The organism is Amycolatopsis sp. NPDC051373, from assembly GCF_040689465.1.
Taxonomy (GTDB): Bacteria; Actinomycetota; Actinomycetes; order Mycobacteriales; family Pseudonocardiaceae; genus Amycolatopsis.
In genome coordinates, this window is sequence record NZ_JBFBAE010000029.1 from 32,977 (window position 1) to 53,005 (window position 20,029).

16 protein-coding genes are annotated in these 20,029 nt (G+C 71.6%); 4 read left to right on the forward strand and 12 right to left on the reverse strand.

The genetic code is table 11. The features are described from left to right. Positions 1-9: 9 nt before the first annotated feature. The 7 genes from AB0383_RS39595 to AB0383_RS39625 form a co-directional block, all read right to left on the reverse strand. Positions 10-636, reverse strand: a complete 627-nt coding sequence (locus tag AB0383_RS39595; protein WP_366190022.1) for a response regulator transcription factor — start codon at positions 634-636, stop codon at positions 10-12. Beyond that, entirely contained in the window at positions 633-1,979 is a 1,347-nt protein-coding gene (locus AB0383_RS39600) for a sensor histidine kinase (protein WP_366190023.1), read from the reverse strand. Before AB0383_RS39600 ends, AB0383_RS39595 begins: the two co-directional genes overlap by 4 nt. Further along, positions 1,976-3,502: a glycosyltransferase family 39 protein gene (locus tag AB0383_RS39605; protein ID WP_366190024.1), complete on the reverse strand. Its 1,527-nt coding sequence runs from the start codon at positions 3,500-3,502 to the stop codon at positions 1,976-1,978. The genes AB0383_RS39600 and AB0383_RS39605 overlap by 4 nt, the downstream gene beginning before the upstream one ends. 94 nt (positions 3,503-3,596) lie before the next feature. Then, the gene (locus tag AB0383_RS39610; RefSeq protein WP_366190025.1) at positions 3,597-5,108 is read right to left on the reverse strand and encodes a glycosyltransferase family 39 protein; all 1,512 of its coding nucleotides are present in this window, start codon (positions 5,106-5,108) and stop codon (positions 3,597-3,599) included. A gap of 2 nt (positions 5,109-5,110) precedes the next feature. Further along, positions 5,111-5,836, reverse strand: a complete 726-nt coding sequence (locus tag AB0383_RS39615) for an ABC transporter permease (protein ID WP_366190026.1) — start codon at positions 5,834-5,836, stop codon at positions 5,111-5,113. A gap of 26 nt (positions 5,837-5,862) precedes the next feature. Continuing rightward, positions 5,863-6,768 (reverse strand): ABC transporter ATP-binding protein, encoded by a 906-nt coding sequence (locus AB0383_RS39620; RefSeq protein WP_366190027.1) that lies wholly within the window; start codon positions 6,766-6,768, stop codon positions 5,863-5,865. A gap of 141 nt (positions 6,769-6,909) precedes the next feature. Beyond that, the gene (locus tag AB0383_RS39625) at positions 6,910-7,428 is read right to left on the reverse strand and encodes a DUF402 domain-containing protein (RefSeq protein WP_364185624.1); all 519 of its coding nucleotides are present in this window, start codon (positions 7,426-7,428) and stop codon (positions 6,910-6,912) included. A gap of 153 nt (positions 7,429-7,581) precedes the next feature. Here AB0383_RS39625 and AB0383_RS39630 point away from each other — a divergent pair, with 153 nt between their 5' ends. From AB0383_RS39630 to AB0383_RS39640, 3 genes are all read left to right on the forward strand, one after another. Beyond that, positions 7,582-8,838 (forward strand): DUF5685 family protein, encoded by a 1,257-nt coding sequence (locus AB0383_RS39630; protein ID WP_366190028.1) that lies wholly within the window; start codon positions 7,582-7,584, stop codon positions 8,836-8,838. Positions 8,839-8,919: 81 nt separating this feature from the next. Continuing rightward, positions 8,920-11,079: an excinuclease ABC subunit UvrB gene (gene uvrB / locus AB0383_RS39635; RefSeq protein ID WP_364185626.1), complete on the forward strand. Its 2,160-nt coding sequence runs from the start codon at positions 8,920-8,922 to the stop codon at positions 11,077-11,079. A 490-nt stretch (positions 11,080-11,569) separates the two neighbouring features. Continuing rightward, positions 11,570-11,929: an MmcQ/YjbR family DNA-binding protein gene (locus AB0383_RS39640; RefSeq protein WP_366190029.1), complete on the forward strand. Its 360-nt coding sequence runs from the start codon at positions 11,570-11,572 to the stop codon at positions 11,927-11,929. Between the two features lie 145 nt (positions 11,930-12,074). Here the strand turns inward: AB0383_RS39640 and AB0383_RS39645 are convergent, their stop codons facing one another. The 5 genes from AB0383_RS39645 to AB0383_RS39665 all read right to left on the reverse strand — a co-directional run bounded on the left by AB0383_RS39645 (position 12,075) and on the right by AB0383_RS39665 (position 18,730). Then, complete coding sequence (locus AB0383_RS39645) at positions 12,075-12,470, reverse strand: VOC family protein (RefSeq protein ID WP_220242020.1); 396 nt, start codon at positions 12,468-12,470, stop codon at positions 12,075-12,077. Positions 12,471-12,582: 112 nt separating this feature from the next. Continuing rightward, entirely contained in the window at positions 12,583-13,986 is a 1,404-nt protein-coding gene (locus AB0383_RS39650; RefSeq protein ID WP_366190030.1) for a S28 family serine protease, read from the reverse strand. 108 nt (positions 13,987-14,094) lie between these two features. Continuing rightward, a complete protein-coding gene (locus AB0383_RS39655) occupies positions 14,095-14,847 on the reverse strand; it encodes an enoyl-CoA hydratase/isomerase family protein (RefSeq protein WP_364185632.1) in 753 nt (250 codons plus the stop codon). 56 nt (positions 14,848-14,903) lie between these two features. Then, positions 14,904-15,842: an ABC transporter permease subunit gene (locus AB0383_RS39660; protein WP_364185634.1), complete on the reverse strand. Its 939-nt coding sequence runs from the start codon at positions 15,840-15,842 to the stop codon at positions 14,904-14,906. Beyond that, entirely contained in the window at positions 15,839-18,730 is a 2,892-nt protein-coding gene (locus AB0383_RS39665; protein WP_366190031.1) for an alpha/beta fold hydrolase, read from the reverse strand. Before AB0383_RS39665 ends, AB0383_RS39660 begins: the two co-directional genes overlap by 4 nt. Positions 18,731-19,063: 333 nt before the next feature. Here AB0383_RS39665 and AB0383_RS39670 point away from each other — a divergent pair, with 333 nt between their 5' ends. Beyond that, entirely contained in the window at positions 19,064-20,029 is a 966-nt protein-coding gene (locus AB0383_RS39670) for a TerC family protein (protein ID WP_364185638.1), read from the forward strand.

Below are 20,029 nucleotides of genomic sequence, written 5' to 3' on the forward strand. Positions count from 1 at the left end.
GCACAGGAATCACGAGCCGAGCAGGCCTCGTTCGAACGCCACGGCCACCGCGGCGGCCCGATCTTTCACGCCGAGCTTCGCGTACGCGTGGATCAGGTGCGTCTTCACCGTGGCCTCGCTGATGAAGAGCTTCTTCGCCGCGTCCTTGTTCGTGGAGCCGCGCGCGACGAGCGTGAGCACCTCGATCTCGCGCTGCGACAACGGTTCCTTCGCCGGCGCGCGCATCTGGCCCATGAGCCGGCTCGCGACGGCGGGGGAGAGCACAGCCTCGCCGCGGGCCGTCGCGCGCACGGCGCGGAACAGCTCCTCGCGCGGCGCGTCTTTGAGCAGGTAGCCCGTGGCGCCGGCCTCGATGGCGGGCAGGACGTCGGAGTCGGTGTCGTACGTGGTCAGCACCAGTACGCGCGCCGGGTTGCCGAGGCGGGCGAGCTCGGTGATGGCGGAGACGCCGTCGGTGCCCGGCATGCGCAGATCCATCAGCACCACGTCGGGCTTGAGCGAAACCGCGAGGGTCACGGCCTCGGCGCCGTTCGCGGCTTCGCCCAGCACCTCGAAGCCGTGTTCGCCGGTGAAGATGCCGCGCAGGCCGTCGCGGACGATCGGGTGGTCGTCGGCGATGAGCAGCGTGACGGTCATGCTGACGCCCCCTCGTGGTCGATCCCGCCGTCCTTCAGCCCGCCCAGTGTGGCAGCCGGCACGGCGGGCAGGTTCACCGAGATCGCCGTGCCGCCACCGGGTTCCGACTCCACGTGCAGCGTGCCCGCGAGCCGTTGCACGCGGCTTCGCATGCCGGGCAGCCCGAAGCCGCCTTCGCTCGGGGGCGGGTTTTCGGGATCGAAGCCGACGCCGTCGTCGACCACGTCGAGCGTGACCTCGTCGCCCATGTAGGACAGCGTGAGCCCCACCCGACCGGCCTGTGCATGTTTGGCCACATTGGACAGTGCTTCCTGCGTGATCCGCAGCAGCGTCGCCTCGATCTCCGGGTGCAGCGCCTCGGCCGTGCCCGTGGTCGAGAACGCGGCGGGCACGGTGGTGCGCTCGCTCCACAACCGCGCCACCTCGGCGAGCGCGTCGGGCAGCGTCGCCGACTCCAGGGGCTCCGGCCGCAAGGCGTGCACGGACCGCCGCGCCGCGGTCAGGTTCTCGCGCGCGAGCGCCTTCGCGGTGTCGAGGTGCCGCTGCCACTCGGCGGGGTTCTCCCGGGCCTGGGCGGCGGCTTCGAGCTGTGTGATGATCCCGGTGAAGCCCTGGGCGAGCGTGTCGTGGATCTCCTGGCTCAGCCGCTGCCGCTCGTCGAGCACGCCGGCTTCGCGAGCCTGGGTGAGCAGTTGCCGTTGCAGGCCCCGGTTTTCGGCTTCGGCGGCGGCAAGCTTGTCGAGCGCCCGTTTGCGTTCGGCGCTCTGCCTGCCGACAGCCGCGAACACCGCGCCGCCTCCGCCGATCGCGGCCGTCTGCACGATCACCAGCGTCACCCAGATCGCCGGGGCCGTGGCCAGCGCCTCGATCGGGCCCCCGTTGGCGACGGTGTTGATCAGCAGCGACGTGACGGCCACGCCGAGGATCGACATCACCAACGGCCGCATCCGCATGGCGGCGAAGAAGCCGTGGACCATGAAGATCAGGAAGTAGGTCTCGCGCGCTTCGAGCGCGGAGCCGAAACTCACGACGCCCACGAAGCTCAGCGCCGCGAAGGCGGCGTTCTCGCGCACCCGGGCACTGGGCAGGTTTTGGGTCAGCAGAAGCCAGACCGCGGCGCCGACGGCGATCGCGAGCGTGGTGAGCCGGTGGGCGCTCGTCTGGTCGGCCCGCGCCAGGCTGAGCACGGTCGGGATCGCCAGCAGCACGAACGGGGCGTTCGTCTCGGCGCGGTTGAACCACGAGTGCCAGCGCAGCGGGGGTTCCCCTTCGCGCGGCGACAGCGGTGCGAGAAGCGAGCCGCGCCAGTCGAGCTTCACGTCCCGCGCGTCTTCGGACTTCATGCCTTCAGATCTTTCACTTGGGGCCAGACCACCGGCCAGCTTTCGGTGCAACCGGTGAGCAGCCAGATCGGCAGGTGCTCGCTGGCGTTGAGCACACCCAGGCGGTTCTGGACCGAGCCGACGACCCGCGCGTCGCGGAAGTGCGGCGCGAGCTTCGCGGGGTCGGCGCCCACGAACAGCACGGTGTCGACGTCGTCGGTCGGCCTGCCGAAGTACCAGAAGCCGCGGCTGCCGCTGTAGGCCTCGGGGAGACCGGCCTCCGGGCCGTACCGGTCGAGTGCGCCCGCCTGCCAGTAGCCCGCGGTGACGAGTGCGGTGTGCGAGCGCTGCTCGGGTGGCAGCGCCCGGTAGACGTCCGCGACGGAGGCGGCCAGGTCCAGCCAGCCGACCTCTTCGGTCGCGTACGCGGGATGCGGCGCGTCGGGGTGCTCCACGAGCCACTGCGCCGGCCACACCGGCAGCGCGTACGGGAGGCTGTAGAGCGCGGACAGCACGAAGACCGGCCATGTCGGCACCCACCGCCACCACAGCGCGGGCCGGCGGTCCTGCAGGTGCACGGCCGCCGCGGCCCACAGGATTCCGAACATGCCGGCGGCGTAGTAGAAGCGGCCGCCCGCGACGAGGAACACCGCGACCACGCCGATCGCCGTCCAGCCGAGAAACCGGTACGGCCGTAGGCTTCGCGCGGCGAGCAGCACACCGAGGCCGTAGCAGACGCCGAGCGCGCCGATCACGAGTCCGGCGCCGGCAAGCAGGCCCGGCAGGAACTCCGCGCGTCCGCCTGCTTCGGCGACCTCGTGCGAAACCGCGTCGCCCATGCCCAGCTGCGGCCAGCCGTTGAGCGACTGCCACAGCAGCGTCGGCACGCACGCGAGCGCGGCGATTCCCGCGCCGGCCCAGAGCTTGGGCCGGCGCAGCAACTCGCGCGGGCCGAAGACGAGCACCGTCACAGCGGTGATGGCCCAGAACGCGCCGATCAGGAACTTCACGTTGAGTGCCACGGCGGTGACCAGGCCCAGCCACAGCAGGAGATTGTCGTCGCGGGTGCGCAGCCAGCGCACGAGCAGCCAGAGAACCAGCGTCCACAGCAGCGGGTCCACGGTCGAGGTGGCGAGGTAGTGGCCGCTGCCGACGAACTGGCCGCAGATCGCGTACGCGGCGGCTGCTCGCGTCTGGGCCTTCCGGCCGCCGCCGAGCTCACGCGCGATCAGCGCGGTCACCACGACCCCGGCGGCGGTGGCGAGGATCGCCGGCAGCCGGAAGACCACCAGCGAGCCCGGCGCGATCGCGTCCATCAGCGCGGCGAGCAGCGGCAGCACCGGCGGCTGGTCGGCGTATCCGAACGACAGGTGCTTGCCGGCGGCGAGGAAGTACAGCTCGTCGCCGAAGTAGCCGTACCGGCCGGCCGTGGCCAGCAGGACCGCCGCGGTCCCGGCCGCGAGCAGCGCCACCGGACGCCGGGCGAACTCGGTGACGGCCGCGCCGTGCCTGGTCGGTGTGGTGGCCGTGGTCACGGCGTCCATCGTGCTCCCTGCTGCTGTCCGGGCCCGCTGCGCGGCACCCTACGGGCCGGGGCCCGGCACCACCGGCTGGTGTGTGGCGCCGGGCACACCCGGGTCAGCTGTGCGTGTTCACCAGTTCCCGCCAGATCTCCTGCCACGGCTGCCGTCGCCCGGTGGCGAGCCACAGCGGCGTGTCGTCGGCGACGCTCGGCAGGGCCCCACCGGTGTCGACCTTTCCGACCTGGCGCAGGTCGGTGAAGTGGCCGAGCAGCGGCCGCGGGTCGGCGCCGACGTAGAGCACGCTGGTGTCTGAGTCCGGCGGCACGACCAGCGTCGCGTAGCCGCGGTTCGGGCTCGCGGGCTCGGGCAGGCCCAGCGGGCGGCCGTACTCCTCGAGCGCGCTCGCCGACCAGTAGGACTCGCCGACCAGGGCCGTGTGCGCCGGGTCGGGCAGCTTCGCGAACTGGTCCGCCACCGAGCGCGCGGCCTGCGGCCAGCCGATCTCGACGAACGCGAACGTCGGTGACGGCAGCGCGGGGTTCGCGGCGAGCCACGGCTGCGGCCACACCGGCAGCGAGATCGGCAGAGCCAGCAGCACCGCGACGACGTACACCGGCCAGGTCGCGAGCCAGCGCCACCAGCGCGAGGCCCGGCCGGTCTCCAGCGCCACGGCGGCCGCCGCCCAGCACGGCGCGAACATGCCGGCGATGTAGTACGACCGGCCGTTGACCACCACGAACACCAGGGCCAGGCCGAGCGTGGTCCACGCCAGGAAGCGGTATGGCCGCAGCTGCCGCGAGCGCAGCAGGCGCCACAGGCCGTAGCACAGGAGCACGATCCCGATCGGGAACCCGGCGGTGAGCAGCGCCGAAGGCAGCCACAGCAGGCGCCCGCCCCACGTCTGGTCCACCTCGGCCGAGATCGCCTCGCCCATGCCGAGCTGCGGCCAGCCGTGCGTCGCCTGCCAGATAAGCGTCGGGACGAGCGCGGCCACCGCGATGGCCGCGCCGACCCACAGCTTCGGCCGCCGCAGCAGCTCCCGCGGCCCGAAGACCAGCAGCGCGATGATCGCGACGGCCCAGAGGCCGCCGATCAGGAACTTCACGTACAGCGCGACGGCGGTGACCACCCCGGCCCACAGCAGCAGGTTGTCGCCGCGGGTGCGGATCCAGCGGACCAGCAGCCAGATCACCACGGTCCACAGGAACGGGTCCAGCGTCGAGGTGGCCAGATAGTGACCGGAGGCGATGAACTGCGTGCTGACCGCGCACGTGGCCGCGGTCAGCGCCTGGGCCTTCGCGCGACCGCCGAGCTCGCGGGCGATCAGGGCGGCGAACACCACCGACGCGACCATCGCGAGCATCGCCGGGAGCCGCAGCGCGAAGACCGAGCCGGGTGCGATCGTGTCCATGGCCCGCGCCAGCAGGGGCAGCATCGGCGGCTGGTCCACGTAGCCCCACGCCAGGTGCTTGCCGGCGGCGAGGAAATAGAGCTCGTCGCCCATGTAGCCGTAGCGGCCGGCGGTGAGCAGCAGCGCCACGCCGAGCAGGCCGGCCAGCACGAACACCGGGACGCGGGCGAACGGGGCGGCCACGCGCCGGGCGGCCGGCAGCGTCGTCACGGACATGCTCACTCCCACCGGAAGGTGCGGGCCGCGATCGCCGAGCAGACCACGGCGAAGGCGACGAGCGAACCGAGCTGCAGCAGCTCGGGCGAGTTCCCGGCGGCCGCTTCGCGCAGGCCGTTGATGGTCGCGCCCAGCGGCAGGACGTCGGCCACGTGCTGCAGCACCGGCGGGAGCTGCTCCTTGGGCACCCAGACGCCGCCGAGCGCGAGCATCGGGAAGAACGCCGCGGCGCCGATACCGCTGGCCGCGCGGTTGGTGGGCGCGAGCGCCGCGATCAGCGTGCCGACGGAGAACAGCGCCAGCGCGCCGAGCACCATCACCAGGAGGAACCCGCCGAGGTTCTCCGGCAGCGCCATGCCGAGCGCGATCCTGCCCACCCCCAGGACGAGCAGGATCGCGACCGCGGCGGCGGCGAGGTTCACAAGCAGCTGAGCGGCGAGCAGCCGTCCGGGTGGCACGGGGCTGGCCGAAAGGCGCTTGAGCACGCCCTTCTCGCGGTAGGTGGCCACGGCGGCCGGGAACATCATCACCGCGAGCATCGCGAGGAGGATCGCCACGGCCATCGGCGCGATCAGGGTCGGCAGCGGCGCGTGGCCGCCGAACTCGGCGCTGGGCTTGCTCGAACCCGGCATCAGGCCGAACACGAGCAGCAGCGCCAGCGGGATGCCGACCACGGTGACGGGTGCCCCCGGGTCGCGCAGGAACAGCTTCGCCTCGACGGCGGTCATTCTCGTGAGCATTTCGTTGAGTCCCCTCAGGCCAGTTTCCGGCCGGTCAGCGCGACGAAGGCGTCGTCGAGGTTCGCCTGGTCCACGCGCAGGTCGCCCGCGAGCACCTGGTTGCGGGCAAGGAACGACGTCACGGTCTGCAGTGCGGTGGCGCGCCCCGTGACCACGAGCTGCGAGCCGTGGCGTTCGACCTCGAGCACGTCGGGCAGCGCTTCGAGCTGTGCGAGGTCGACCGGTGCCGACGGGCGGAACCGGATGCGCTGCTCGTCACCGACCTGACGGACCAGCCCGGCGGGCGTGTCGATGGCGACGACGCGGCCCGAGTCGATCACGGCGATGCGGTCGCAGAGGCGCTCGGCCTCCTCCATGAAGTGGGTGACGAGCACGACCGTCACCCCCTCGTCGCGCACCGCCTCGACCAGGTCCCACGTGTCGCGGCGGGCCTGCGGGTCGAGGCCCGCGGTGAGCTCGTCGAGCACCGCGATCTCGGGGCTGCCGACGAGCGCGAGCGCGATCGACAGGCGCTGCTGCTGCCCGCCCGAGAGCTTCTTGTAGGCGGTGTCGCGCTGGTGCGTGAGCCCGAGCAGACCGAGCAGGCGCTCGGTGTCCGCCGGCTTGCGGTAGAGGGACGAGTACAGCTCCAGCGCCTCACCCACCCGCAACCGGTCGGGCAGCCGGCTCTCCTGCAGCTGCACGCCGACGCGTTGGCGCAGCTCGTGCCGGTCGCGCCGCGGGTCGAGCCCGAGCACCGACAACGTGCCGCCGTCGGGCGTGCGCAGGCCTTCCAGGCACTCGACCGTGGTGGTCTTGCCCGCGCCGTTCGGGCCGAGGATCCCGAAGATCTCGCCCCGCTCGGCGGTGAACGACACGTCGTCCACCGCCACCTTGGCCCCGTAGGTCTTGTGGAGGTGCTGGACCTCGATCACCGGCATGTTCGCCGTCCCCTCTCGAGCTCTTCGTCTGTCCTGAAGAAGAGTCCCGTGGGGAACGGGTGCGGCGGATCGCCGGAACGGCCAGAGCCGGCATCCACCGCCAGGCGGTGGGCATCCACCGATCGGTGGACCCGAGGTCCCCTAGGGGTGCCGGCGCCAGGTCGCGGTGATGTCCTTTGTGGACAGCCAGGCCGCGAGGTCGTAGCCGTGCGCGGCCAGCCCTTCCACGGTGGCGTAGGCGGTTTCGAGCGCGTACTCGCCTTCGGCCTGAGGAAGCAGGCCCGCCGAGACGGCGGCGAGCAGCTCGTCGGAGTCGATCACCCGCACGGAGACCTTGTCCTTGAGCACGAGGTCGAGGTAGAGGTCGGTGGAGAACCACCGGGTGCCTTCGCGGCGCACGCGCACCACGTCGAGATAGAAGGTCTGGTCGCGTTCGTGGCCGGGGTTGAACCAGAAGTCGGTGATGCGCAGGCCGAGGCCCGGGAGCAGCCACGACTCGAGGTAGCGGAACTGCTCGCGCCCCGGCGTCGGGCGCGCGAGGTACAGCCCGAACGGCTCGGTCCGGAACTCCTCGACCTCCCGTTCGATGCCCTTGGGGTCCACGTTGACGCCGGCGGCCGGGTCGAAGCTCTCCGCCTTCGGCGGGTGCACGTCGGTCATCCGCCCATCCTGCCGGGCGCGGGGCGTCCGGAGCGGTCCGTGCGGCCGGGTGCCCGCGAAATCCACCCGGTTGCCGGGGTGGTCACGGCTCGGCCACTTTCGCATCGGATGTCCTGTTCGCCGGTTAGGTTGGCCCGGACCTGGGGAGGGATCATGTTCGGGATCATCCGGCCGTGCCGGCACCGGCTGTCCGCGCGGCTGCACGCCGACTGGCTCGCGCACCTGTGCGGGCTGTGCCTCGCGTTGCGCGACGAGCACGGGCACCTCGCGCGGGTCGTGACGAACTACGACTCTCTGGTGATCTCCGCTCTCGTGGAGGCCCAGGCCGCGGGCCGGCGCCGGAACGCGGGGCCGTGCGCGTTGCGCGGGATGCGTTCGGCGTCCGTCGCGCGAGGAGAAGGGGCGCAGCTCGCCGCGGCCGTGTCGCTGGTGCTCGCGTCGGCCAAGGTCGGTGACCACGTCGCCGACGGCGATGGTGCGCTCGGCCGGGCGGCGCTGCGAACACCGGCGAAGAAGCTCGCGGCCCGGTGGTCCGCGCAGGGCGCGCGCACCGGCGCGCGCATCGGCTTCGACACCGCGGTGCTGGTGGACGCGGTGGCGCGGCAGGGCACGCTGGAGCACGAGGTGACCGCGGGGGACTCGCTGCTGCTGGTGACCGAGCCGGCCGAGGTGGCCGCGTCGGCGGCGTTCGCGCAGACGGCCGTGCTGGCGGGACGACCCGGCAACGTCGCGCCGCTCGCCGAGGCCGGGCGGCTGTTCGGGCGGGTCGCGCACCTGCTCGACGCGGTGGAGGACCAGCCCGCGGACGACGCGGCGGGCAGCTGGAACCCGATGACGGTCACCGGCACCGGGCTCGCCGAGGCGCGGCGGCTCGCCGAGGACGCGGTGCTCGGGGTCGAGCTCGCGGTGAGGGAGGCGTCGTTCGCGCAGCCGGCGCTGGTCCACGCGCTCCTGGTGCACGAGCTGCGCCACGCCGTGACCCGGGCGTTCGGGCACCGGCAGGAGCCGCCGCCCGGGTGGCTCGGGCCGGGACCGCTGCCGCCCGGGGTGCCGCCTGCGCCGGGAGGTGCCTGGGCCGATGGTCGGCCCGGGTGGGGGCCGCCCGCTTCGCCGTCTCAGCCGTCGCCCCCACCTCCGCCTCCGCCTCCGCCGAAGCCGCCGAAGAAGAAGCGAAACCCCGGGGACGGGCCCGAGGACGGCGACGGCGGTGGGTGCTGGGTGCCGAAGTTCGCCGTGCCGCCACGACCGCGCGGGTTCTTCGCGGGGTGCGCGGTGGCGACGTACATGTGCTGCAGCTGCCAGTTCTGCTGCCGCGACCCGTTCCCGGGCCCGTGGAGCGGGAAGGTGCGGCAGAACCACTGCGATTGCGACCCGTGTGCACTGCTCTGCGCCTGCTGTGACGGCTGCTGAACAGGGACCCGGCGCAGGTCAGCAGGCCTGTGGCGGCGCCTCGGCTGAAAACTGTCGGGGGGTCGGCCTACTCTGGTGGACGTGGCTTTCGCAACCGAACACCCCGTCCTCGCGCAGTCCGACTTCCGGCCGGTTTCCGACGTCCCCCGTTCCGGCGGCCGGTTCGAAGTGATCAGCGAGTACAAGCCCGCCGGCGACCAGCCGGCGGCCATCGACGAGCTCGAACGCCGGGTCAAGGCGGGCGAGAAGGACGTCGTGCTGCTGGGCGCCACGGGCACGGGCAAGTCGGCCACCACCGCGTGGCTGATCGAGCGCGTGCAGCGGCCCACGCTGGTCATGGCGCCGAACAAGACCCTGGCCGCGCAGCTGGCCAACGAGCTGCGGGAACTCTTCCCGAACAACGCGGTCGAGTACTTCGTCAGCTACTACGACTACTACCAGCCCGAGGCGTACATCGCGCAGACGGACACCTACATCGAGAAGGACTCGTCGATCAACGACGACGTCGAGCGGCTGCGCCACTCGGCCACGATGAACCTGCTCTCGCGCCGCGACGTGATCGTGGTGGCCAGTGTGTCCTGCATCTACGGCCTCGGCACCCCGCAGTCCTACCTCGACCGGTCTTCGATGCTGAAGGTCGGCGAGCGGCTCGACCGTGACGTGTTCCTGCGCGCGCTGGTCGACGTCCAGTACACGCGCAACGACATCGCGTTCGCCCGCGGCACGTTCCGCGCTCGCGGCGACACGGTGGAGATCATCCCGGCGTACGAGGAGCTGGCGATCCGCGTCGAGTTCTTCGGTGACGAGATCGAAAAGCTGTACTACCTGCACCCGCTGACCGGCGACATCGTGCGTGAGGTCGACGAGGTGCGGATCTTCCCGGCCACGCACTACGTCGCGGGGCCGGAGCGCATGGAGAAGGCGATCAAGGGCATCGAGGCGGAGCTCGAGCAGCGCCTGGCGGAGCTGGAGAAGCAGGGCAAGCTGCTGGAGGCGCAGCGGCTGCGCATGCGCACGGCGTACGACATCGAGATGATGCGCCAGGTCGGGTTCTGCTCCGGCATCGAGAACTACTCGCGCCACATCGACGGCCGCGAGGCCGGGTCCGCGCCCGCCACGCTGATCGACTACTTCCCGGACGACTTCCTGCTCGTGATCGACGAGTCGCACCAGACCGTGCCGCAGATCGGCGGCATGTTCGAGGGCGACATGTCGCGCAAGCGCAACCTCGTCGACTACGGGTTCCGGCTGCCGAGCGCGGTCGACAACCGGCCGCTGACGTGGGAGGAGTTCTCCGACCGCATCGGGCAGACGGTGTACCTGTCGGCCACGCCGGGTCCGTACGAGATGGGTCAGACGGGCGGCGAGTTCGTCGAGCAGGTCATCCGGCCGACCGGCCTGGTCGACCCGAAGGTGGTCGTGAAGCCCACCGAGGGTCAGATCGACGACCTGGTGCACGAGATCCGCGAGCGCGCCGAGAAGGACGAGCGGGTGCTGGTCACCACGCTCACCAAGAAGATGGCCGAGGACCTCACCGACTACCTGCTGGAGCTCGGCATCCGCGTGCGCTACCTGCACTCGGAGGTCGACACGCTGCGCCGCGTCGAGCTGCTGCGCCAGCTGCGCTCGGGCGATTTCGACGTGCTGGTCGGCATCAACCTGCTGCGCGAGGGCCTCGACCTGCCGGAGGTGTCGTTGGTGGCGATCCTCGACGCGGACAAGGAAGGCTTCCTGCGCAGCGGCACGTCGCTGATCCAGACGATCGGCCGCGCGGCGCGAAACGTGTCCGGTGAGGTCCACATGTACGCGGACAAGATCACCGACTCGATGCAGCACGCCATCGACGAGACGGACCGCCGCCGCGCGAAGCAGGTTGCCTACAACGAGGAACGCGGCGTCGACCCGCAGCCGCTGCGCAAGAAGATCGCCGACATCCTCGACCGCGTCTACAGCGAAGCCGACGACTCCGACCAGGCGGTCGCCGTCGGCGGCTCGGGCCGCAACACCTCGCGCGGCAAGAAACCCGAACAGGGCGACCGCGTGCGCAGCTCCGGCATGCTCGTGGACAAGGACGTGGCGGGCATGCCGCGCGCCGAGCTGGCCGACCTCATCCAGCAGATGACCGACCAGATGATGCAAGCCGCCCGCGACCTGCAGTTCGAGCTCGCCGCCCGCCTGCGCGACGAGGTGTCGGACCTGAAGAAGGAACTGCGCGGCATGGACGCGGCCGGCATCCGCTGATGCCCTCCCACGGCCCGCTGCCCTCTGGGTGCGGCGGGCTGGGGGCCGCCAGACCTCCGGTCGGCGGGACGTAACCCGTCGGTTGTGGTCGAGCCGGTTCAGGTGCGCTCGGGAGCTCCGGCGGTTTGGCGCCCGAGCGCAGCCGAGGAACGACAGGCGAGTGGAGTGAGCGGCGGTGCGGCCGTGAGGGCTTGGCCGGTGGGTGACGACGACGGCATGAGGCGAGGGTTGGCCGCTGCGCCGCTGCGGTTTGGTCGCCGGCGGATGCGGCGAGCGGAGCTGACCGGCGGCCCGGTCGCGCACTGCCTGGCCTGCGGCCGGCGCAAGCTGCGACGGCAAAACCGCCAGCGCGCGTCGGCGTTGCCGGTGGCGGCGCGGGCGACCCTGGTGGCGCGGCGCCGGGGCAGTGGGCAGCCGCCGCGATCTTGCCGTGAAGCGGCGGCAGCGGTGGCAGCGTCGGCGTGCGGCAGGCGAGTGGAGGTGAGCGGCGGTGCGGCTCGACGAGGTGATCGAGCACTGCCTGGGCAAGCCCGGGGCCGTGGAGACTTACCCGTTCGGGGAGCACGTGCTCGTGGTGAAGGTCGCGGGCAAGGCGTTCGCGTTCATCGGGCTGGAGCGGCCCGGGTCGGTGGGGCTCAAGTGCGGCGCGAGCCGTGAGGAGGCGGCCGAGCTGCGGGAGCGGTATCCGGAGTCGGTGGGTGTGCTGGACTACCTCGGGCGCTACGGGTGGAACCGCGTGGATCTGGGCGCGAGCCCGGCCGCCGCGGTGCCGGGTGACGAGCTGCGGGAGTTGATCGACGCGTCCTACGCGGCCGTGCGAGCGAAGCTGCCCCCAGCGCGACGGCCCTGACCTGGCTGGGGCGGAGCGGTTACCGGCGCACACGCGACAGAGTAGTCACCACCGCGTAGTCACCACTGCGCACGCGCGACGGAGCAGCCACCACGGAGCAGTCACGCCGGCGCGATCAGGGCCGGTGAAGCGGCGACGGCACCGGTCAGGGGCGGGACGGAGCGGGTGCGTTCTCGTCCGGCTGGAGCACGCCGAAGATGTTGCCCTCGGTGTCCTTGCAGTACGCGAGCCAGCCGACGCCCGGGACGGGGTCCTTCGCCAGCGCCATGGTGCCGCCGGCTTTGGCCACGGCGTCGATGGTGGCGTCGACGTCGGTGACCTCGATCGTGTTGATGAAGCCGGAAACCGGGGCGTCCTCGGCGGGGGCGGGGCCGCGGCGGGGGAGGAGGCCGCCGTCGATGCCTTCGCCGTCGCCGGTGGAGACGACCCAGTACGGGACCTCGCCCCACTGTTCGATCTTCCAGCCGAACACGGCGGTGTAGAAGGCGACCGCGCGCTGCGGGTCGCCGGCGTGGATTTCGAAGTGGACGGGCCGGGGCATGGCTGCCTCCTCAGACCGGGCCGACAGGGCGCGCCCGAGACTACGCCCTCGCGCCCGCCGTCACCCGGACAGCCATTCGGCCAAGATCCACAAAGGACTCACCGCACCCGCCTCACAAGCGCGGGCGGTCCGCCATGACCTGGTTCGCGTCGAAGTCCGGGAACCCGGCCGGAGCCGCAACCGAAGCCAGTGACCGCGAAGAAGCAGCCGGCAGACCGGCCCAGCGGCGGATCGTCGCGGTCGCCTCCGCGGCCTGCGCGGCCGGCAGCTGCGCGATCGTCGAGCCGTGGTTGCCGCCCGGCACGAAGTAGCGGTAGGAATCGCGCGAGCCGTACCCGAGCTCGAACGGTTCGGCGCCCCACGGGTCGTTCGAGCCGTACACGAACAGCAGCTGCCGGCCGTGCGCCTTCACCCAGAAGTCGACGTCCGGCATCGCCAGGTAATCGAAGCGCGGCAGCTTCACCGACGCGGGCACGAACGTCGACGGCACGTCGGTGCCCGGGTAGCGCAGCAGGTCGCGCAGGTAGCTGTCGTACGCCTCGGGCGAGCCGAGCTGCACCGCGGCTTGGTAGTAGTACGGCACGAACGGCTCGAGCTCCTGGTCGGAATACGTGTTGAGGCTCTCCACCTGCTCGAACCACGCCCACACGTCGGCCCCCGGTGCGCCCGGCTTCGGGATCGATGCGCAGGCCGAGGCCGGCTGGTACTGCCAGAACGCGAAATACGAGTCGATCACCGAGATCTCCAGCGACTCGTCGATCGAGCCCACCGTGGTGAACGTGTACGCCTTGTGCGCGGCGTCGGCCTTCGCCAGCTCGCCGAGCTGGTCGCGCCGCTTCAGCGCGTCTCGCTGGATCGCCTTGAGCGAAGCGCGGCACGCGGGGTCGCCGACATTCGCGAGGAAGCGGTTGTACTTGTCGATCGGGTCGATCACGTCGTTGGGCGCGACGTAGGGGATCGTGCCGTTCACGTCGTCCGGGAAGAACCGCCGGAAGTACGTGGCGGTCATCCCGCCCTTGCTCCCGCCCGTCGCGAGCCACTTGCCCGGGTAGATCTTCTTGAACGCCTGCACGGCGGCGTGCTCGTCGGCCGCGGCCTGCCAGATCGTGAGGTCGCGCGACCAATTCGCCGGCTGCGGCCGGGAAGGCGTGAAATAGCGGTACTCCATCGAAAGCTGGTTGCCGTCGACGATCCGCGTCGGCTCCGAGCGGTTCGGGGCCAGGGACACGTTGTACCCGCTGGTGAACGCGACCGTCGGCGCGGAGAAGTCGCGGTGCAGGAGCGTGTACCGCTGGTCGAACTTCGGCCCGTCCGGGTGGCGGTGGTCGGCCGGCTGTGTGAACGTCAGCTCGAAGAACCGGTAGCCCGTCGGCGCTGGGTCCTCCTTCACGACCGTGAGGCCCGGAATCGTGGCCAGCGCGGCCGTGATGTCGTCGTCGCCGGCCGCGCTCGCGACCGGCGTGAGCCCCACGGCAGCCAGCACAGCGGTGGACAAGACGGTGAGCAGCCTGCGCACGTGGTTCCCCCTCGACGGCCCCGAGATCAACTTCCGGATCCTCACAGACCCGGCCGCGCCCGGCAAGGCGCGCCATCCGGTCGGGCGCCGACTTCCGTAGGGTCGGAACTAGCGCTTCAGCACACGGTCCACATAGGACTTGACGTTCGCCAGCGACCGCTCCGACCGCCACATCCGGTCCACGTGCACGTCGTCGGCGGCGCGGTTCTCGGCGATCCGCTCGTGGTAGGGCTGGCGCAGCTGCGCCTTGGTGTGAGCGAACGCCTCGGCCGGCAGTTCGCCGAGGCGGGCGGCGAGCTCACGCGCGCGGCCGAGCACCTCTTCCGGGGCCGCCACCTCGTCGACCAGGCCGCGGGCGAGGGCGTCGTCGATGGTCAGCGTGGCGCCGCTGTACATGAGCGCGGCGAGCGGGTTCGTGCCGTACGCGCAGCGCAGGATCTCCGTCGCGGCCAGCGGGAAAGGCACGCCCACGAGCAGTTCGGTCACGCCGATGCGCCCGGGGCCGGCGGCGGCCACGCGGTGGTCGCACCCCGCGGCCAGCACCATCCCGCCCGCGATCGCGTGGCCGTTGACCGCGGCCACGAGCGGGTGCGGGAAGCCGAAGACCGCCAGCAGCGCGTCGGAGAGCTCGGGCAGGAACTCGCCGACGTAGCTCGCGCCGCCGGCGTCGATGCTGAGCAAGTCGACGCCCGCGGAGAAGATGTCGCCCGATCCGGTCAGCACCGCGGCCTTCGCGCCGTCGGCCGCCTCCTCGAGTTGGAGCACGAGCTCCCGGCAGGTGGCGGTGTCGAGGGTGTTGCCGCGGCCGTGCTCGAGCGTGAGCACGGCGACGCCGTCTTCGACTGCGAGGTGGATGGTCACGCGAGGAGACGTTACCGGCGTCCGGCCGCCCGCGCGGGGCGGCCGGACGCCGGCCGTCAGCTCGTGATATCCCTCGTCGCGAACCGGCGACCGGCCAGCAGCAGGAAGATCGTGGTGTAGATGAGCGACGACAGCACGCCGCTCGCCATGTCCGACCAGTCGATGTCGGTCGAGATCAGGTCGATCCAGGCGAACGAGAAGTGCGTGGGCAGGTAGTTGCGCAGCCCCTCGAGCGCGGTGATCTGGTCGAGGATCTGCGACAGGATCGCCACCAGCACCGTGCCGCCCACCGCGCCCAGCGGGGCGTCGGTGGAGACGCTCAGCAGCAGCGCCAGCCCGGCCACCCACGCCAGCTGCACGATGATGTACACAGTGGACAGCACGAGCGCGATCATGCTGTCGCCGAAGGTGACCGCGTCGCCCGTAGGGCTGATCGCGTCACCCGCGCCGTACCAGATCACGCCCACCAGCAGCGACACCAGCGGCAGCAGCACCAGCGCCGCGGCGGACAGCAGGCCCGACACGATCGCCTTCTGCCGCAGCAGGCGGTGCCGCGGCACCGGGATCGCCAGCAGGTACTTCAGGCTCGACCACGACGACTCGCTCGCGATCGTGTCGCCGAAGAACAGCGCCACGATCATCGGCAGCAGGAACGTGCCGGACACGAACAGCGCGAGCACCACGAAGTTCGGGGCGCTCGCCGTCGCGAGGTCCACGAACCCGCCCGAGCGGCGGTTCGGGTTCGACTGCCCGACCTCGAACGCGATCACGAGGATGAACGGCAGGATCGCCACGAACCCCAGCACCAGCTGGGTGCGCCGCCGCTTGAACTGCCGCTTCAGCTCCACGCGCAGGCGCAGCGTGCGCTCGGCGCGGTAGCCGGCGACGGCACCGTCCGGGCCGACCTCCGTCTGCTCGGCCGTCGCCAGCTCGCTCAGCTCCCGCAGGGCGGCGGGGTCGGTGTGGACCCCGCCCGAACCGTTGGTGTTGCTCATGAGTTGTCTCCGACCAGCTGCAGGAACGCGTCTTCCAGCCGGCGCCGAGGCCCGGCCTGCTCCACCGCGACACCCGCGCGCACGAGTGCCGCCACGGCCTCGGCGCGCGGCATCCCGTCGAGGTTCACGTGCACGAGGTCACCCTCGACGTCGATGTCGGTGACGCCGCCGATGCCCTTGAGCGCCGCCGCGGCCGCCGCCGGGTCGCCGACGCGGAACGTCGCCTCGCCGCTCGCGGCCGCCAGCTCGCCGACCTCGCCCGAGGCCACGAGCGTCCCGCGGTGCATCACGACCACGTGCGAACACGTCTGCTCGACCTCGGCCAGCAGATGGCTCGAGACGACGACCGTGCGCCCGGTGGCGGCGTAGCGCTGCAGGACCTCGCGCATCTGGTGGATCTGGGGCGGGTCGAGCCCGTTGGTGGGTTCGTCGAGCACCATGAGTTCCGGCAGGCCGAGCATCGCCTGCGCGATGGCGAGGCGCTGGCGCATGCCCTGGCTGTAGTTCTTCACGCGGCGGTTCACCGCGTCGCCCAGGCCTGCGATCTCGAGCGCTTGCGAGAAGTGGGCCTTCTCGGCGGGCCGGCCAGTCGCCGCCCAGTACAGCTCGAGGTTCGCCTTGCCCGACAGGTGCGGCAGGAACCCGGATCCCTCCACGAAGGATCCGATGCGCGACAGCACGGGCGCGCCGGGCGAGATCTTGTGGCCGAAGACGCGGATCTCGCCCGCGGTCGGCGTGATCAGGCCCATCAGCATGCGCAGCGTCGTCGTCTTGCCGGCGCCGTTCGGGCCGAGCAGACCGAGCACCTGGCCCGGTTCCACGCGGAAGGACAGGTCCTTCACGGCCACGAACCCGCCCGCGTACTGCTTGCGCAGCCCCGTGATCACGAGCGGCGTGCCGGCCAGGTCGGGGTCGACGTCGTGCGCGCGCCGGCGGCGGATCGCGGCGAACACCATCGCGACGATGCCCACGAGCAGAGTCACGCCGATGCCGATCAGCTGGCCCTTCGGCGCCGGCGTGCCCACCGACGTCCCGGGCACGACCGGCACGGCGAGCGACGAACCCGACGCCAGCGCGATGCGGAACACGCCCGGCGCGGTCGGCGTCGAGAACGACTGGTCCGTGGTGCCGACCACGAGACGCAGCGAGTGCGCGGCCTCGATCGGGCGCACGATGCCCGGCAGCGTCACCGTCACGTCCACCGGGGTGCCGTTCGCGGGCAGATTCGCCACGCGGAACGGCGCGACGGCGTTGGCCGGCAGCACGCGGGTGCCGTCGGGGCCGACGTCGTAGAGCTTGGCGAACAGCACCGCCTCCGGCAGCGGGTGTGCCGGGTCGGTCGCGACCCGCAGCCGCACGGTGCTGGAACCCGCGATCAGGACCTGGCTGTCGAACGGCGCGCTGCGGAACTGCGCGGCCTGACCCGGCGGGTCGGTGCTGAACAACGGTGCGAGCCGCGACGAACCCGCCGCCAGCCCGTTGAGACCGGGGATGCCGCTCACGGCAGCGGGGTTGGCGCCCGCGGGCCGCACGGCGGGCTGCGGCGGACCGGCGAGCGCGACCTGGCGGCGTTCGGTGCCCGTGCCGGCGAGGCCCGGGTACGCGTCGGCGCTGACCGTCCGCACGGACGGCGCGCCGTTGGCCCGCAGCGTGCCCTGCACGTCGTAGCTGAAGCCGGTGCCCGGGTCGCCGTCGCCCGTCAGCGCCGACCACAGGAAGTCGCCGATCTTCGCCCGCAGCTGCGGGCCGGGGACGCCGCCGTCGTGGCCGCCGGTGTACCAGATGGTGCGGACCTTGCCGCCCGCCGCGGCGATCTGCCGCGCGGTGGCGTCGGACTGGTCCAGACCGAACAGCGTGTCGCTCTCACCCTGCACGAGCAGCGTCGGCACGGTGATCTTGTCCGTCACGGACACGGGCGAGACGCGGTGCAGCAGCGCGACGGTCTGCGCGCTCACCTTCCCGGTGGTCGCCAGCTCCGTGTACGCCTGGCAGACCTGGGCGGTGAACCGGCCGCACGGGTCCGCGGCCGGCGCCTGACGCGGCTGGGCCTGTCCGGCGACCGGGGCGGTGGCCGCCTGCGGATCGGTGCCGCCGCCGGTGCCTCCGGTGCCGCCGACCGAGCCGCCGTTGTCGTCGGTCTCCTGCCCGGCCTCGGGAGCCTCGGCCGAGGAGGACGCACCCGCACTCGGCGCGCCCGAACCGGAGGAGAAGAAGATGCCCGCCCAGCTCTTCTTGAACACGCCGTCGGGCGCGAACTCGCCCGCCGCCGGGGTCTTCGCCGCGGGCGGCGCGGTGGCGCCGGCGTTGGGGATCAGGCCCTGGGCCAGGTCGTTGTAGGTGATCACCGGGGCGACGGCGGCCACGCGCTTGTCGGTGCCGGCGAGCAACAGCGACAGCGCGCCGCCGTAGGACGCGCCGGTGACGGCGATCTCCGGCGCGCCGCCCGCGCGGGTGGCGACGTCGTGGGTCGCGACGAGGTGGTCGATGAGCCGGCTCGCGTCGGCGACCTCCGCGTCGGGGTCGTTGAGGCCGATCTTGCCCGTGCTGCGGCCGAAACCGCGCGCCGACCAGGTCAGCACGACGAACCCGCGCTCGGCCAGCTCGCGGGCCTGGGGGTCCACGCTGGACTTGTCGCCGCCGAAACCGTGGGCCAGGAGCACGGCGGGGGCGGGCGTCTTCTCGGGGTAGTAGGTGGTGGTGTCGATGCGGACCTGCTCGGCCGAGCCGGGCGCGGCCGGCATCTGCAGGAAGGCGTCCTGGGTCCGGACGGGCGAGGGCTGCGAGCCGCTCGTGGTCCAGACGGCCACGACGGCGGCGACGACCACCACGACCGCGGCCAGCGCGGTCAGCCGGGCACCGCGCGTGCGCGGCAACGGGATTCGGGGCACGTGCTGACGTTATTTGAGCTTCGCTGAGAGCCGCGCGCGGGGCTCACACGGATCAGACATCTTTTTCACGCGAGCACAGGTGATCTTCGGTTCGGTGACGGAGGTAACACCGCCGGTTCGGTGACGAGGGCAACCTCCGCTGGCGTTCGCGCGCCGTAACCGGCAAACTGGACGGACTGTGAGGGGAGTATTCCTTCGCGGCGGTGTCGTCAGCACGGTCGCCTCGTCATACACAGTGGCGTGGCCCCCGGCACCGTCGGCCGGTAGAAAGGAACCGGCGGAAGAGACCTCCGGTTAGTTGCTGCTACGCGCTATCCGGAGGTATGTGTTGTGATGACTGTTCCCTTGTGGTTGTGGATCGCGACGGTCGGTGGCCTGCTGGCCCTGATCGCACTCGATCTGGTGATCGTCGACCACAAGCCCCACGCGATCAAACCGGCCGAGGCCGCGCGCTGGGTGATCTTCTACATCGCCTGTGCCGTCGTGTTCGGCATCGGGGTCTGGGTCTTCGCCGGGCACGACCCGGGCGTCGAATTCTTCACCGGGTACATCACCGAGTACTCGCTGAGCGTCGACAACCTGTTCATCTTCATGATCATCATGGCGTCGTTCAAGGTGCCGGCCATCCACCAGCACCGCGTGCTGCTCGTGGGCATCCTGCTCGCGCTCGCGATGCGCAGTGTGTTCATCGCGGTGGGCGCGGCGCTGATCGCGCAGTTCGTGTGGGTGTTCTTCCTCTTCGGCGCGGTGCTGATCTGGACCGCGATCAGCATGCTGCGCAAGAAGGACGAGGAAGAGGAGTACCACGAGAACGCCGTGACCCGCTGGGTCCGCAAGATCTTCCCGGTCACCGACGACTTCCACGGCCACAAGTACACGGTCAAGGTCGACGGCAAGCGGATGATCACGCCGATGCTCGTGGTGATCGTCGCCATCGGCTCGGCCGACCTGCTGTTCGCGGTGGACTCGATCCCGGCCATCTTCGGGATCACCCAGGAGGCGTTCCTGGTGTTCACCGCCAACGCGTTCGCGCTGATGGGCCTGCGTCAGCTGTACTTCCTGCTCGGCGGGCTCGTCGAGAAGCTGGTGTACCTGTCCTACGGCCTCGCAGTGATCCTCGCTTTCATCGGCGCGAAGCTCGTGGTGCACGCGCTGCACGAGTACCACGTGGCGCCCGACTGGCTGGACATCAACAACTGGATGTCCCTCGGCGTGATCGTGGTCGTGCTGGCGATCACCACCGTGGCGAGCCTCGCCAAGGCGAAGAAGGACGAACGGGCGCGCGTACCGACGGAATAA